The sequence below is a fragment of the Spirosoma taeanense genome, from assembly GCF_013127955.1.
GTDB classification, from domain to species: Bacteria; Bacteroidota; Bacteroidia; order Cytophagales; family Spirosomataceae; genus Spirosoma; species Spirosoma taeanense.
On record NZ_CP053435.1, the window covers coordinates 4,228,252 to 4,244,089 of the forward strand.

Here is a 15,838-nt window from a genome sequence, read left to right on the forward strand (position 1 = left end):
CGGCCTTCACCGTGCAGCGCTTACCGCTGAATTTATCGAACGGTCGTTTCCGAATTTATCACTACGCATATGAAGATCTTTGGCTAACTGCTGACTGACAAGTTCGTAGGCTTCGGCATCCGGATGCATGCCGTCGTAAGCCGTTGCCCAGGATAATAGCCGCGAATAATCCAGCACCTTCAGGTCTGCCTCCTCAAACAAACGACGCAGTTCGGGATCCATGGGATAAAGCGGAAAGACAACTACGTAGAAATTGTCGTTGCCGAACTGCCTGCTGTACAGTTCTTTCGACTTCTTAACCATGTTCACGAACCGCTGATACTGCTCGGTGCTGTACCGCTTGGGAAAGTTGATTTTAAACAGGTTCACAATGTTACTCCTGTACATCAGCCGGATCAGCTTCAGGCGAACCGGGTGCTTCTGCGCATAAGAGCCTTCAACAACGCCAGTAGCCGGGTTCACCCAGGGCAGATACCCCTGGGCATTATACGCCCACTTTGTGCTCGGGATTGCCCGCGCCAGATGGTCCTCAATGAACGTATACACCGCAATGCCGTTTTTCTCGGCGACCTGTTTCCGGAGGTTTACCGTTTGCAGAATCCCCAGCATATGAGCGGGCGAGTGGCCCGACACGCCATAGTTATACGGTCGGTAACCGGTATGCTTTCCAAAAAAATAAGGAATCGTACTCGTATCCGACACCGACTCGCCATACGTAAACGAGCAGCCCAGAAACAGGGCGTACTTGCCAACGGCCCGGCTGCTGTCGAAAGGCGTAACGCGCCGGGACAAATTATCGATGTGGTATTCGACCGGAATCGTGCTGGCTTCCGAAACCGACTTACCATTCATGGTCTTGTGCTTCGTAATAGAATACACTACTTCATACTGACCCGGACTCGGGCGACTGAATCCGAGCTGGTCATTCCGGATCAGGCTGAGCGTATTGGGCTTTGCCGGGTCAGTATTGTTTTTAATGGAATTGCTCCTGACGGTAGCCGCTGGCGTTTTTTCTTTCCAGCGCAGCACAAGACCGCACACAAACTCCAGCAGCAGCCAGGAGATCAGGAAGACAACCAGCGAGAGAACCGTGTTTTTAATCCAGGTTTTGCCGTAGAGCAGCAGGTAAATGAGGATACTGACGACAATGATACCCGTAACGGCATAAATCAGAATCTGAACTCCGTTGTTGCCGGACCCTGAACCAGAATCCGGACTTAACAATGCATCAATTGCCAGCACTGGCAGCGCTCCTAAAACAGGCAACGTGATAGCCCAGTAAAAGAAGCGATAAAACCCCGGTAAAGACTTCATTAAATGTTATTCAACATAAAGCAGGCCGAAGTGTACAGATTCTTTTTTCCACTTCTCATGTCATGCATACCTAAACAAAAAGCCTGTTTTAACAATGAAACTACGCTGGTTCATCTGGCAGAAGACGGTTCGAAAGCCCTTACTCCGCCGATTGCAGAACGACAAAAACCCTATTTACGTATCCGATATAGGCATTACGTATAGTTACCGATCATAAAAATCTTCAACGCATAAAGGCAAAGAAACTATCTTTGGCCCGTTCATAAAGCCATACTGGCACTCGCAGCTATTGAAACTGGCAGCTATTGACATCGGTTCCAACGCAGCCCGTCTGCAAATTTCGACGATTTTGCATAACGACGGCATCGTCAGCTTTAAACGCGTCGAATACGTTCGGTTTCCGCTTCGGCTGGGCCACGACGTATTCAATTTTGGTGAACTCACGGCCGAGAGTGAGGCCCGAACTACTAAACTCATGCAAGTCTATAAACTACTTATGGAATTGCATGAGGTTGAAGATTACATGGCCTGCGCTACCTCCGCCATGCGCGAATCGGCCAACGGGCAGGACGTAGCCCGACGCATCGAAGCCGCAACGGGAATCAGAATTCATATCATCGACGGTCAGAAAGAAGCCGAACTCATCAATAATGTTGTTGTGCAGGCCCTCGACGACCGGCAGTTTCTACACATCGACGTGGGTGGAGGCAGCACTGAGCTGAACCTGTACAAAAACCGGCAGAAGGTCAATTCCAAATCGTTTAAGATTGGGTCGGTCCGTTTGCTGGAAGGCAAAGAGATAAAAGGCGGCTGGCGTAAAATGGAAGACTGGGTTGAAGACAACGTCGACCCGTCGGAAGAGATTATAGCCGTCGGCACGGGCGGTAACATCAGCAAGCTGTTTAATCTGGCGTCTAAAATCGACGACTCATCAACCACGGTAACCGAGATCGAGCGCATCCGCGATTATATTGCCGGATTCAGTCAGGAAGATCGTATCAATAAACTTCGCCTGAACGCCGACCGCGCCGATGTGATTGTACCGGCTGCCAGCATCTATATTTCGGTCATGAAATGGGCCGGGGCCAATCAGATTATTGTTCCGGACCTGGGCCTGAAGGATGGCATTATCCAGCTGGTCTATTCGCACCTGAGCCGCAAAAAGCGCGGGTGATTGCCTAGTAAGCCATACTATTTTCCTTAAAAAGCTACTCCACCGGGGTAGCTTTTTGCATTCCTACCCAACTGCTCATTTAAACCTTACTGATCGCAGGTTAAATATTAAAATCTACTGTTACTTCTCCACTTATTCCGAGTCTCTAATTACATTAAGTAGATACATTATAACCAATAATGTCTACTAATCTCCTATTTTAATTATTCCTGTATACTTCATAGGCTGACGGATACGGGCACCGTAACTCCATGATAAACTATACGATTCAGCGGCAGCAAAATCCGCCCTATCACGCCATTCCTGACTTTTGCCAACAGGGGTTCTTTTTTAACGAAGGTGATCATTTACAGCAGCAGAGCAACGGAGCCTTTCATTTACTGACGGCCCTGAATCAATCGACTCGCCAGGCCGAAGCCCGCTGCGCCTTTTTTTTACAACCCCACCGGGCGGTCAGCCCGGCAGCGGCTCCGTTTGGCTCGATCGAGTTCGCCGACAGCCTCCCCGATCCAATCCTCGACGAGTTTCTTCGATCGCTGACCGAAGCCGCTCAATCAGCTGGTGCGCCGACGCTGCGACTGGTCAACTACCCCCACTGTTACGCGCCCAAACAGGCCGATCGGCTAACCGACAAACTGATTGAACAGGGCTATCAACTGGTTGCGGCCGACCAGAATTTCTTTCTGTCAGTTGCCAACCATTCGTTTGAAAGCAGTATTGCCCCATCCCAACGTCGGCGGCTCCGGAAGTGCCGACAGGCAGGATTCCAGTTCGAGCACTGGCAACGTCCGAACCCGCAGGAGGTCGTTACGTTCCTGCAGGAAACCCGCCAACAGCAGGGGTATCTGCTCACGATCTGTCCCGACCGGCTGGTTAGCTTATTACAGGAATTTCCGGAGCAGTTTCCGGTCTTTGTCGTGAGTGATGGCGATATTCGGGCTGCGCTGACAGTGGCCGTCCGGGTGCGGGCGGACATTCTATATAATTTTATGCCCGCGTCACGACCGGATTATCATCGTTTCAGTCCGATGGTCATGCTGACCGACGGCCTGTTTGGCTATTGCCAGCGCCAGCGTATCCGGCTGCTCGACCTGGGCGTGTCGCTCGATGCCAACCGACAGCCCAAGCCGAGTTTGATGCGCTTCAAGCAAAAGTTAGGTGCGCAATCGTCGCCTAAACTGGTCTTCGAGAAAGCCTTGTAGGTCAGACCACCCCGCCTGCACCGTTCTCCTGTTTTTTTCGTTATTTTGTAGAAAAAAGGGAACCCTGCTGGGTGCCGACCGCATGCTTGAAGCTGGTTTTAATTCGGTTAGTAATTTTCTGAGTGAGCTGTTTACGTCCCTGCTCTCGCTGGTAAAAGTGGTGCTGCGGGCGCGTCACAGAACCCGGCTACCGCCCCGGCAGCGACCAGTCTGCTCGGTGCTGGGTAATGGCCCTTCGCTGAATGAATCCCTGACCGACCACCTCGATTTTATCCGGCAGACAGAGGTTGTGTGCGTAAACAACTTCGCCCATGCCGACGTGTTTCTGGAACTGCGCCCCCAGAACTACGTCATCTCCGACCCGAATTATTTTGTCTTTACCGAACAGACCACCGACCGCGACGACATTCGCCGGACGCTGGCCATCTTTTTAGAGCGGGTGAACTGGCCCATGACGCTTTACGTGCCGCACTTCGCCAAAAACTCGTATCTGCTGGGCCTCATTGAACAGGGTAATCCGCAAATTAAGGTCGTATATTTCAACTACACTGTAGTTTCGGGCTTTCGCTGGCTGGCTTACTGGCTGTATGCGAATGGGTTCGGCATGCCCCGGGCACAAACCGTCATCATTGCCGCGCTGACGCTGATGGTCAACCGTAGGTTCGAGACCATCTATCTGTTCGGCGCGGATACATCCTGGCACGAACAGATTCGCCTGAACGATCAGAACCAGCTGCTGATTAAACAGATTCATTTTTACGATAAACCGAAAGACGTAACGCACCAGCCCGTGTATATGGATGCGCACCGGCAGCGCACTTTTTCAATGTCCGCTCAGTTTTTGTCGTTACACAAGGCTTTCCTGGGGTATGAAGTGCTGCGCGACTATGCCAATTACCGGGGCGTTACGATTCTGAACGCCAGCGCAAAAAGTTACATTGACGCCTTCGAGCGCGTCTCCGTTAAAAAGCCGGTAAGCCAATAAACCTATTTCGCAGCGCTTTCACGGCTCATGTTTTCTCTACGATTATGCTTGATTTAACAAATAAGTCTATTCTGATTACGGGCGGCACCGGCTCGTTCGGCAAGAAGTTTGTCGAGATGGTGTATAAGCGGTATCCGAACCTCAAACGGCTGGTTATCTATTCGCGCGACGAGCTGAAGCAGTTTGAAATGAGCCAGCACTACCCGTCGTCAACATATAAATCCATCCGGTTTTTTATTGGCGACGTGCGGGATGCCGAGCGGCTCAAACGGGCCTGCGAGGGCGTGGACATCATTATCCACGCGGCTGCCCTGAAGCAGGTTCCGGCCGCCGAATACAACCCGATGGAGTGCATCAAGACCAATGTCTTTGGTGCAGAGAACGTAATCAACGCGGCCCTGGATAACGGTGTGCAACGCGTAGTCGCTCTCTCGACCGATAAGGCTGCGGCTCCCATCAATCTCTATGGCGCCACTAAACTCTGCTCCGACAAGCTGTTTGTGGCGGCTAACAATATGAAAGGCAGCCGCGATCTGCGGTTCTCGGTCGTGCGTTACGGCAACGTAATCGGTTCGCGCGGCTCGGTGGTGCCGTTCTTTCTGGACAAGCGGAAAGACGGCGTTCTGCCCATTACGCACCCCGACATGACCCGCTTCAACATTTCGCTCGAAGAAGGAGTCGAGATGGTACTCTACGCACTGGAGCACGCCTGGGGTGGCGAGATTTTCGTTCCGAAAATTCCTTCCTACCGCATCACCGACGTAGCAACCGCCATTGGACCGAACTGCGAGCAGAAGCTGGTCGGTATTCGGCCGGGGGAGAAACTCCACGAGGAGATGATCACCGAAACCGACTCGCTCAATACTATTGAAACGGATAAGTATTACGTCATTACGCCCGCAACGCCGATCTGGAGTATGGACGATTATATCAGGGCGTTCAATGGGCGGCTGGTCGAGATGGGCTTCAAATACAACTCGGGTACGAACACCGACTGGCTCAACGTAGAACAGCTGCGGGAGCAGATTCGGGAACACGTTGACCCATCGTTTACGGTATAGCTGATAGAGCACCGGACCGGTTTCCGGTGCGTTTTATTAATCTGAATTTCTGCGCTGGTCTGCGGTCCGGCGTACGCGTATGAACCAACCCATCCCCTACGGCCGGCAGCATATTACGGACGAAGACATTGCGGCTGTCACCGACGTGCTGCGTGGTCCGTTTTTAACGCAGGGGCCGCATATCGGCACGTTTGAGTCGGCCTTTGCCGATTATATCGGCTGTCAGTACGCCGTAGCCGTAGCCAACGGCACGGCCGCGCTGCACCTGTGCTGTATGGCTCTCGGCGTTACCAGCGGAACGCGGGTGATCACTACCCCCATTACGTTCTCGGCCTCGGCCAACTGCGTTCGCTACTGCGGGGGCGAGGTGTATTTTGCCGACATTGACCCTGAAACCGCCCTGCTGGACATCAACGCCATGCGGGCTTTGCTGGAACAACATCCCAAAGGTTATTTCTCCGGGATCATTCCGGTTGATTTTGCCGGTTACCCGGTCGATCTGGCGGCCTTCCGGCAACTGGCCGACGAGCATGGCCTCTGGGTGCTAGAAGACGCCTGTCACGCGCCCGGCGGCTCATTTACCGATTCGACGGGGACGGTTCACCGCTGTGGTGACGGTTCATTGGCCGATCTGGCGATTTTTAGCTTCCACCCCGTCAAGCATATCGCAGCCGGCGAAGGCGGCATGATCACGACTAACGATGAGGCTTTATATAAGCACCTGCTGCGGCTCCGTACACACGGCATTACCAGCAAACCCGGCGACCTGACCGAGTATCAACCCGGCGACCCGGAGCGGGGCGGCTGGTATATGGAACTTCAGGAACTGGGCTATAACTACCGCCTGACCGATTTTCAGGCCGCACTAGGCACCAGCCAGCTCCAGCGCGTTGAGGCCATGCTCGACCGGCGCCAGGCTATCGCCCGCCGGTACGATGAGGCTTTTGTTGATACGCCCGTCACGATTATCGTGCCGCCCCCCGGCGTTGATCATGCCTATCACCTTTACGTTATTCAGGTCGATAGTCGGAAAGAGCTGTATGATTTTCTGCGGACGAAACAGATCATGGCGCAGGTCCACTACATTCCCGTGCATCTGATGCCCTACTACCGGCAATTCGGCTGGAAACCGGGTGACTTTCCAAATGCCGAACGGTACTATGCCCGCTGCCTGAGCCTGCCCATGTACCCCACGCTGACCGACGAGGAACAGGACTACGTAATCGCTGCGGTCCGGACGTTTATCAACAGCTAACCAGTAGCTATGCAAGCAACGGTTTCTTTGCCGACAACGAAACCCGGAACCGGTCAGCGGTGGCTCTGGCTGCTGGTAGCGGCCCTGCCGGTGGGGTATTATTTCGCCGTGCTCGGCTGGTTTGCCTACGATATGCCATACATGGACGACTACCCCGTGCTGGTGGACTTCCTGAATCAGTTGCCGGATGCGTCAGTGGGTGAGCAATGGCGGCTGTTGCTGGAACAGAACAACTTTCACCGGGTGGTGTGGGTCAAGGCAGTCGTGGCATTCGCTTACGCGCTGTCGGGGCAGGTCAATTTTTCGTTCCTGCAATACCTGGGTAACGTACCGCTGCTGCTCATCGCCATCTTGTTTTGGCGGGCCCATATTCAGCCACTAGGGGATCGTTTTATAGACAGCGCCTATTCGAGTCGGAATCTGATTACGTTTCTGCCGGTTCTTTTTTTGCTCTTTCAGTTCCAGTACTGGAATAACACCTTCTGGGCAATGGCCGCTCTGTCGAACCTGTGGTCACCGACCTGGACGCTGCTGGCTTTCTGGCTGGTCAGCCGGAAGCAGGCGGGCTGGGCCTTATTCGTTGCGGTAGCGGCCCTGCTGACAAACGGTAACGGAATTCTGGTTTTGCCCTTGCTGCTGGCCGGATTCGCCCTCAATCAAAACTGGCGGTGGGCGGTGTGCACGCTGCTGGTGCTGGTGCTGGCCTATGGCCTGTATTTTTCCGGCTATAGCAACCCGTCTAAGGTATCGCTGGCCGACCTCCTGGCACCCGCAACGTTTGCGCACTTACTGGCGCTGGATACGGCGTTTCTGGGGGCAATGTTCTACCACCCTGCGGTGAGCTGGCTGCCGCAGGTAGCTGGCTGGGCGACCATCGGCTGGACGGCGTATCTGCTCGTAACCCGGTACGACCGACGTAACCCGACCCTGTTCTGGATGCTGGTTTTTCTTCAGCTAACGGGCCTGATGCTGGCGGTTAACCGCATTCATAACTCGGTCGATGTTGTCTTTGCGTCGCGGTACAAACAAGTCACGGCGCTGCTGATGGCCGTTACGTATATGACGCTGGCCGACGTTATTCGCCAAAAATCGTCACGGGCCGGGCGCTGGTTTTCGGCGCTGGCGCTGGCTGGCGCAATGGGCATCTGCGTGGTTTCAAACGTAACGTATTTCTCAAAGATCGTCCGGTTTCGGGAGTTGAAACAGACCGATCAGCTGCTCTGGGAACGATACGGGATTATTCGGGGATGCAGCCCTATTTATGAGCCCGCCCAGCAGTTAAGTCAACTGAAAAAAGCCGGTATCTTTCAGCCCCAGCCGCTGACAGTAGCGCAACTGGTCTCGCATGAGGTGACGTTACCAACTCCAGCCGCTACCGCCGACCGCGTTACATATCAGATAGATCTGCGTCGGCGCGACGGCGATTTTCTGGTCGTGTCGGGCTTTGCCAAGATCGCGGGTCAGAAAGCAAATTTCAACGATACGTTCGTAGGAGTGTTGCTGCCATCGGGTCAGTGGCGTTTTTTCTCAACGCTTTTTCACCAGCGGCTCGACAACGAAGATTCGCTGAATGATAAAGACACCGGCTTTACGGCCATTATCCCGGCGTCCATAGCTGGAACCTCCAGTCGAATCGGCCTGCTGGTTCGGTCAGGTACTAAAACGGCATTTCAGGAATTATGAGCAACGTAGCGATCATTACCGCGCGGGGCGGCAGCAAACGAATTCCGCGCAAGAACATCCGGCCGTTTCTGGGAAAGCCTATTCTGGCTTACGTCATTGATGCGGCTACGCAGTCCGGCCTGTTCGACGACGTCATGGTTTCGACGGATGACGAAGAGATAGCCACTATTGCCCGACAATACGGTGCGATGGTACCTTTTATGCGCCGGGCGCTGACCGCCGATGATTATGCCACCACCGCCGATGTTATTCGGGAGGTTCTGGAGCAATATGCCACCTTGGGGAAGACGTATGAATATGCCTGTTGTTTATATCCAACGGCGCCCTTTGTGTCGGCTACATTGCTTCAGGAAGCCTTTTCGTCGCTCATCGAACGCGGGTTCGATACTGTATATCCGGTGCAGCGGTTCAGCTTTCCTATTCAGCGGGCTATTCTGCTGCGCGAGCAGCGCGTGCAGTGGTTCCAACCCGAATATGCCCTCACCCGGTCGCAGGATCTGGAGCCGGCCTACCACGACGCCGGCCAGTTTTACTTTCTTCGGGTCAACGCTTTTAAGGCCGACAACCAACTGATCACCGACAATTCGGGCGGGATTGTTATCTCCGAAATGGCCGCGCACGATATTGACAATGAAGAAGACTGGCAAATTGCCGAGTTTAAATACCAGTTGCTGAATCCGCTCGAGAACGGGCAAAATCCCTTATGAAGTCAGTCATCTTTCGCGCCGATGGAAACGCTCAAATTGGATTAGGCCACGTCATGCGCTGTCTGGCGCTGGCCCGAATGCTGAATGAGACCTGGTCCAGGCAGTTTGCCATCACGGATCCAACGCCGGAAGTCGCTCAGCTTCTTGAGAGGGCGGGTCTGACGGTTATTTCCTTACCAGCCGCTGATGCTGAACAGACTTTTTTAGAGCAAATCCAGCCAGGCGATCTGGTTGTGCTCGATGGGTATGTCTTTACCGAGTCCTTCCAGCAGGCCATTCGCACTAAGGCTAAAACACTGGTGTTCATTGACGATTTGCTGACTGGCCATCAGGTAGCCGATGTAGTAATCAATCACGCGGGGGGCGTCTCACCGACGGATTACGATGCGGAACCCGACACGCAGTTTTGTCTGGGACCGCATTATGCCCTGCTTCGACCGGAGTTTTTCAGTCCGGAGGGATTCGGATCGCCCTCCTCGGATGGGCCGATTTTCGTCAGTCTGGGCGGAGCCGATCCAAAAAATCTCTCGCTGTCTGTACTCGAAGCCATTCGGCAGACGGACGCCACGCTGCCCGTCCGAATCGTTCTGGGGCCCTTCCATCCGGACCGAGCGTCGGTCGAAGCGTTCCGTAGCCAGCTGCCCCATCTGACGATACTGCAAAACCTCGACGCGGATCAGATGGTAGCCGAATTAACCCGGTGTCGGCTAGCCATTACGGCCTGTAGTACGATTGCCTACGAAGTCTGCGCCGTTAACCGGCCACTGATCGCGATTGTTACGGCCGATAATCAGACGCGGCTGGCAAAATTTTTGTCCGATGAAAAACTGGCCTTGTCCGTTAATTTTCCAGCCTTACTCAGTCGGCAGACGCCTTCACTAAATCTGGAAACTGCCCTTCGGTTTGCCATCCAGTCGTTTCAGTTTTCGCCCGATACCGTAGCCGACTCGCTGGCCTGTCAGCGTCGGTACTTTGACGGTCGTTCGCCGGAGCGGTTTCAGGCTTTATTTGACTCCTTATGCCCTTAACCTTTCGCAAAGCCCAGCCCGCCGACGCTCGTCTATACTTTGATTGGGCGAACGACCCCGATACCCGGCAACAGTCGTTCAATTCCGACGCAATTTCGCTGGAGACGCATACGGCCTGGTTCACCCGCAAACTCATTGACGCCGACGCGCTGCTGCTGGTATTTATGGACGAAACGGGCGATCCGGTCGGGCAGGTGCGTTTCGAGCGAAAGCCGGTAGCCGATATGCCCGACGAAATCATCATTGGTCTGTCGGTAGATGCCCGGCAGCGGGGTAAGGGCCTCGCCCATCAACTGATTAAACAGGGCTGCGCGGTTTGCCGAAAGCAGTGGGGCGCCGTTACGATTCATGCCTACATCAAACCAGAGAACCAGGCGTCGGTGCGGGCCTTCGAGCGGGCTGGTTTCCGTTTGTCGGGCGAAAGCGATAAATTTGGGGTGCCAAGTTTGTTGTTTACAAACAGTCTGACGGCTGAAGGCTGAGGTTGCGTATTGTTGTCTTTCTCCGGAGAGCCAGTACCATCACCAGTAACCTGACCGTCATCCATTACCGAAGATATGCATCAACCCATACAGGTTGCCAATCACCTCATCAGCCCGGCGCACCGTCCGTTCGTCATCGCCGAGATGTCGGGGAATCATAATCAATCGCTCGACCGGGCGCTGGAAATTGTAGACGCCGTCGCCGATGCCGGTGCTCACGCGCTCAAACTCCAGACCTACACGCCCGATACGATTACGTTCAACGGCCAGTCGGAGGAGTTTTATATCCGCGATGCCAAATCCCTCTGGGCCGATAAGAATCTGTACAAGCTCTACGCAGAAGCCTATACCCCCTGGGAGTGGCACAAGCCTATTTTCGAGCACGCGAAAAAGCGCGGCATGATTGCATTTAGCTCCCCCTTCGACACAACGGCCGTTGATTTTCTCGAATCGCTCGATGTGCCGCTCTACAAGATTGCGTCGTTCGAGAACACGGATCATATCCTGCTCAAGAAGGTAGCCCGGACGGGCAAGCCGGTCATCATGAGCACGGGCGTGGCCTCGGTGGCCGACCTCGACGAGTCGGTGAAGGTGCTGCGCCAGCACGGCTGTAAAGATCTGGTGCTGCTCAAATGCACGAGTACCTACCCCGCTACGCCCGAAAGCACGAACCTGCTCACTATTCCGCACATGCGGCAGTTATTCGACGTACCGGTCGGGCTATCTGACCACACCATGGGCATTGGCGCGGCCGTCGCTGCGGTGGCCCTGGGCGCGGTCGTCCTCGAAAAGCACGTTACCTTACGCCGGGCCGATGGCGGGGTCGATTCGGCCTTTTCGCTGGAGCCGGACGAGCTGAAAAACCTCGTTATCGAAACCGAGCGGGCGCATCTGGCCATGGGGCAGGTCAACTACACGCTCACCCCCAAAGAATGCAACAGCCTGCAGTTTAAGCGGTCGCTATACGTAGTTCAGGACGTAAAAGCCGGGCAGCCCTTTACGTCCGAGAACGTTCGGAGCATTCGTCCGGCCAATGGTCTGCACACCCGCTATTACGACGACATTCTGGGCCAAACAGCCCTCGCAGACATCACGGCCGGCACCCCGCTGCAGTGGAACCTGATCAAGTAGTTTACGGAAACAGACGCCTGACTGGCGCAACGGTCAGGCATCGCCCGACAAACCGAATCCCGTAAACCGACCGCATGGGTATCATCAAACGGCAAACCATTCAGAGTTCGATTTACGCCTACGCGGGCGTGGCCGTTGGCTTTCTAACGCAGGGAATTTTCTTTCCAAATCTGTTCAGCAAGGATCAGGTGGGCTTACTGACTCTCCTGATTGCGCTGGCGCAGGTGCTGGCGCAGGCTTCCAACCTGGGTCTTAATAGCGCGGGTGGGCGTTATTTTCCATACTTCCGCGACGCCACCCGGCAGCACAACGGCTACCTGCGCATTGCGAGCCTGACTACGCTCATTGGCTTCAGCCTGTGCGTGCTGGGCCTGTGGCTGGCCCGCCCGCTGGTGGTTGACATGAACCAGGCCGACTCGCCCCTGTTTGTTCAGTATTACTACCTACTCATTCCGCTCACGCTGTTTACGGTCGTGTTCATGGTGTTCGACAATTACGCACGCCTGCTCTACGACCCCGTTACGGGGACCATCCTGCAGCAGTTCCTCCAGCGCGTGCTGATTCTGCTGGCGGGAGTTCTTTACTGGCTGGGCTGGGTTACGTTCCCGCAGTTTCTGGGTGTCTGGCTGCTGGCCTTTTTCCTACAAACCGTTCTGATGATTCTGAGCGTCGCGCGCGACAAAGCTCTGTTTTTCAGCCGCCAGTACGTATCTGTCAGCCCCGAATTACGACGGAATCTGGCCCGCTACGCAGCGCTGACGCTGACAACCGCGCTTTCGTCGCAGGTGATTCTGACCATCGACAAGGTGATGATTAACAACGCGCAGGGCCTGGCCGATACGGGCGTTTACAGCATTGCCTCCTATTTTGCGACGGTCATTGCCCTGCCCGCAACGGCCCTGTATAAAGTCGCCGGAACGCTCATTGCCGAGTCATGGAAATCGAACGATTTAAAAAATATCGCAACTATTTACCGCAAGAGCTGTCTAAATCAGTTGATTGCGGGTTGTCTGGTGTTCGTGGGCGTAGCCGCAAATCTACCTAATGTGTTTCGGTTTTTACCGGCCGGTTACGAAGCCGGTTATTACGTGATTTTATGGCTGGGCCTGGGCAAATTGATTGACATGGCCACGGGCATTAATGGGATCATTCTGAGCACCTCCCGGTACTACGCTTATGATTCGCTGTTTTTTGTTGCCCTTATTTTTATTACGATTGCGGCCAATCAATACCTGATCCCGCGTTTTGGGATTACTGGAGCCGCCATCGGCGCAGCCCTCGCTACGTTTCTGTATAATTTTTCCCGAACGCTGTTCGTCGGGTTGAACTTTGGGATGCAGCCCTTTACGTGGCGGAACGCGACCGTCGTAGTGCTGGCGGCCGGCGTCTGGTGGCTGGCCGTTCAGGCACCGTATCCCGGGCCGGATAGCCCAGTGTGGCGCACGCTGCTGGACCTGGCCTGGCGGTCAGCTCTAATAACAGGTTTATTCGGCGGACTGGTGCTGGCGCTCAGACTGTCGCCGGATATTAACCAGACCGTAGAGGGGTTACGGAAGCGGCTTTTTTGATTTTGCCCTGCTGTTGGCAGGGTCTAACGGTAAAGAGATATGTGGTTTTTTCGCTTTTTATTTACGGATGCAGCCCGGTTGCTGCGCTCGGCCGAAGGTCGTCGGTTGTTAGGGATGACGCTACGCTACGGCGAACAGCCGCGCAACAAAACCGTTGACGTTCAGTTCGGCCGGTATCAGTTCCGGGTACCCGATGCCTTATCCTTTCTCTGGCAGTATCGAGAGATCTTCGTGGATGAGTTTTATCGCTTTTCTACGTCCAGTCAGACACCCGTTATTTTCGACTGCGGCACCAACATTGGCACCAGTGTCCTTTATTTCCGGCAGACCTTTCCAAACGCCCGAATCGTGGCCTTTGAAGCTGATGAGCACATCAGCGCTGTGCTGCAGAACAACCTGCGCCAGAACCAGATTGAAGGCGTAGAGATAGTAACTAAGGCCGTCTGGATCAACGAAGAAGGCATCTGGTTTGGTAGCGACCAGGCCGACTCAGCCTCTATCTTTTCGCAGACCGACCGCAAGCTCGTTCCTTCCGTTCGGCTGCGCGACTACCTGCTACGCGAAACCCGCATCGACATGCTCAAGATCGACATCGAAGGGGCCGAAACGGCGGTGCTGACCGACTGCCGCGACGCGCTGGCACATGTGCAGAATATGTTCGTTGAGTTTCACGCCTACCTCGGGCATCCGCAAACACTGGCCGAGGTCGTACAGGTGCTGGAAGAAAGCGGCTTTCGGTATTACATCAATACTACCCAGTATCGCCATGCACCGCTGATCAACCATCGCTACCGCAACAACGATAGCATGGACCTGCAATTGAATATCTTTGCGTATCGGCCTTAACAGGAAGTGGCTTCAGGGCACACGGAACGGTATTATTATGGTACGTTCAGCCCAAGTTTATATCGTAATTAACTAACGCGTTAGTCGGTGAGAGTTACCCACCTGAGCACTTACCATCTTGCTGGCGGGGCGGCCGTAGCGGCTACCCGGCTCCACCGCGCTTTGAATCGGCAGGGGCATTTTGCCGATTCTGTGGAGAGTATTCTGCTGGTGGGCACGGCCGCGCGGCAGGAAAAACACCAGCCGGAGGAATCGGTGACGTATCTGGCGAATAATTTTCTGGCTGAGCAAACCGCTTTCGGGCGCTTCGTGGCCGAGCGGCTTTCTTTTCTCCCGTTTGAGCGCGATCCGTCTGTCCGGTTTCAGTTTTCCCCGGCTACCTTTGGCACCAACCTGAATTTCCACCCGATCATTCAGCAGACTGATATTCTACACCTGCACTGGATCAACCAGGGATTCCTGGCGCTCGATGGCCTGCAAGCTTTATTTGCTCTCGGCAAACCCGTCGTGTGGACGCTCCACGACCAGTGGGCCTTTACGGGTGGCTGTCACTACTCCCACGGCTGCGACCATTTCCGGAGTCACTGCCGCCAGTGTCCGTACCTGAAAAAACCGGGCGAACAGGATCTGTCGTACCGCATCTTCGAGCGCAAGAAGCGGATGTTCGCCAACGCGCCAGTGCATTTCGTTTCGCCAAGCCAATGGCTGAGCGACGAAGGCCAGCGGAGTGCGCTACTGCGGGAGTTTCCGTTCAGCACCATTCCCAATACGCTCGATCAGAACCTTTTCCAGCCCATTGACCGGGAACAGGCCAGCGCGCGTTTTGATTTACCGACTGGAACCGCCGTCCGGCCGTTCCGGATTCTGTTCGGCAGCGCCAACGTAACGGACCCCCGGAAAGGCTTTCGGTACTTTGCCGAAGCGCTGCAGCAACTCCATCAGCAACAGCCTGACCTCACCGCTGAGGTTCTGGTGTTCGGTAAAGGTCGTTCGTACCTGTTTAACGAACTTCCCTACCCGGTGCGGCATCTGGGCCAGCTCAGCGACGAAGCCGATATTGTGGCCGCTTATAACGCAGCCGATGCTCTGGTGGTGCCTTCGCTGGAAGACAATCTGCCCAACACCATCGTTGAGTCGCTGGCCTGCGGAACGCCCGTCGTTGGCTTCCGAACGGGCGGTATTCCGGAACTGATCGAACATCAGCAAAATGGATTTCTGGCGGCTGTCGGCTCCGCGGAGGAACTGGCCGCTGGTCTGGATTACGTTCTGACGCATCCCTCACCGGGAACGTTACGTCAGAACGCCCGCCAATCGGCCGAGCTCCGTTTTTCGGAAGAAGTGGTCACCGTACAGTATCTTGACTTATATCGTGCATTACTGAACGGGTGAAGGGTTTATTACG

General features: G+C 54.7%; 15 protein-coding genes. 14 read left to right on the forward strand and 1 reads right to left on the reverse strand.

Annotation, left to right across the window (positions count from 1 at the left end; translation table 11 throughout):
* Positions 1-6: 6 nt before the first annotated feature.
* The gene (locus tag HNV11_RS17710) at positions 7-1,314 is read right to left on the reverse strand and encodes a hypothetical protein (protein WP_171740927.1); all 1,308 of its coding nucleotides are present in this window, start codon (positions 1,312-1,314) and stop codon (positions 7-9) included.
* A 94-nt stretch (positions 1,315-1,408) separates the two neighbouring features.
* Here HNV11_RS17710 and HNV11_RS24100 point away from each other — a divergent pair, with 94 nt between their 5' ends.
* The 14 genes from HNV11_RS24100 (at position 1,409) to HNV11_RS17775 (ending at position 15,825) form a co-directional block, all read left to right on the forward strand.
* Positions 1,409-1,531, forward strand: coding sequence for a hypothetical protein (locus tag HNV11_RS24100; protein WP_262889949.1), 123 nt, complete (start codon positions 1,409-1,411; stop codon positions 1,529-1,531).
* 72 nt (positions 1,532-1,603) lie between these two features.
* Positions 1,604-2,488 carry a Ppx/GppA phosphatase family protein gene (locus tag HNV11_RS17715; protein ID WP_171740928.1) on the forward strand — a complete coding sequence of 295 codons (885 nt, stop codon included), beginning with the start codon at positions 1,604-1,606 and terminating at the stop codon, positions 2,486-2,488.
* A 251-nt stretch (positions 2,489-2,739) separates the two neighbouring features.
* Positions 2,740-3,690 (forward strand): GNAT family N-acetyltransferase, encoded by a 951-nt coding sequence (locus HNV11_RS17720; RefSeq protein WP_171740929.1) that lies wholly within the window; start codon positions 2,740-2,742, stop codon positions 3,688-3,690.
* An 82-nt stretch (positions 3,691-3,772) separates the two neighbouring features.
* Positions 3,773-4,675 carry a hypothetical protein gene (locus tag HNV11_RS17725; protein WP_171740930.1) on the forward strand — a complete coding sequence of 301 codons (903 nt, stop codon included), beginning with the start codon at positions 3,773-3,775 and terminating at the stop codon, positions 4,673-4,675.
* Between the two features lie 44 nt (positions 4,676-4,719).
* On the forward strand, positions 4,720-5,736 hold the full coding sequence (gene pseB / locus HNV11_RS17730; protein WP_171740931.1) for a UDP-N-acetylglucosamine 4,6-dehydratase (inverting): 1,017 nt from the start codon (positions 4,720-4,722) through the stop codon (positions 5,734-5,736).
* Between the two features lie 79 nt (positions 5,737-5,815).
* Entirely contained in the window at positions 5,816-6,991 is a 1,176-nt protein-coding gene (gene pseC / locus HNV11_RS17735; RefSeq protein ID WP_171740932.1) for a UDP-4-amino-4,6-dideoxy-N-acetyl-beta-L-altrosamine transaminase, read from the forward strand.
* A 9-nt stretch (positions 6,992-7,000) separates the two neighbouring features.
* Complete coding sequence (locus HNV11_RS17740) at positions 7,001-8,674, forward strand: hypothetical protein (RefSeq protein WP_240163539.1); 1,674 nt, start codon at positions 7,001-7,003, stop codon at positions 8,672-8,674.
* Positions 8,671-9,381 (forward strand): pseudaminic acid cytidylyltransferase, encoded by a 711-nt coding sequence (pseF, locus tag HNV11_RS17745; protein WP_171740933.1) that lies wholly within the window; start codon positions 8,671-8,673, stop codon positions 9,379-9,381. Before HNV11_RS17740 ends, pseF begins: the two co-directional genes overlap by 4 nt.
* On the forward strand, positions 9,378-10,409 hold the full coding sequence (gene pseG / locus HNV11_RS17750; protein WP_171740934.1) for a UDP-2,4-diacetamido-2,4,6-trideoxy-beta-L-altropyranose hydrolase: 1,032 nt from the start codon (positions 9,378-9,380) through the stop codon (positions 10,407-10,409). Before pseF ends, pseG begins: the two co-directional genes overlap by 4 nt.
* Positions 10,400-10,891: a GNAT family N-acetyltransferase gene (locus tag HNV11_RS17755; protein WP_171740935.1), complete on the forward strand. Its 492-nt coding sequence runs from the start codon at positions 10,400-10,402 to the stop codon at positions 10,889-10,891. Before pseG ends, HNV11_RS17755 begins: the two co-directional genes overlap by 10 nt.
* Positions 10,892-10,966: 75 nt before the next feature.
* Entirely contained in the window at positions 10,967-12,022 is a 1,056-nt protein-coding gene (gene pseI / locus HNV11_RS17760) for a pseudaminic acid synthase (protein WP_171740936.1), read from the forward strand.
* 74 nt (positions 12,023-12,096) lie between these two features.
* Complete coding sequence (locus tag HNV11_RS17765; RefSeq protein ID WP_171740937.1) at positions 12,097-13,590, forward strand: lipopolysaccharide biosynthesis protein; 1,494 nt, start codon at positions 12,097-12,099, stop codon at positions 13,588-13,590.
* 39 nt (positions 13,591-13,629) lie between these two features.
* The gene (locus HNV11_RS17770; RefSeq protein ID WP_171740938.1) at positions 13,630-14,436 is read left to right on the forward strand and encodes an FkbM family methyltransferase; all 807 of its coding nucleotides are present in this window, start codon (positions 13,630-13,632) and stop codon (positions 14,434-14,436) included.
* Between the two features lie 87 nt (positions 14,437-14,523).
* A complete protein-coding gene (locus HNV11_RS17775; RefSeq protein WP_171740939.1) occupies positions 14,524-15,825 on the forward strand; it encodes a glycosyltransferase family 4 protein in 1,302 nt (433 codons plus the stop codon).
* Positions 15,826-15,838 lie beyond the last annotated feature (13 nt).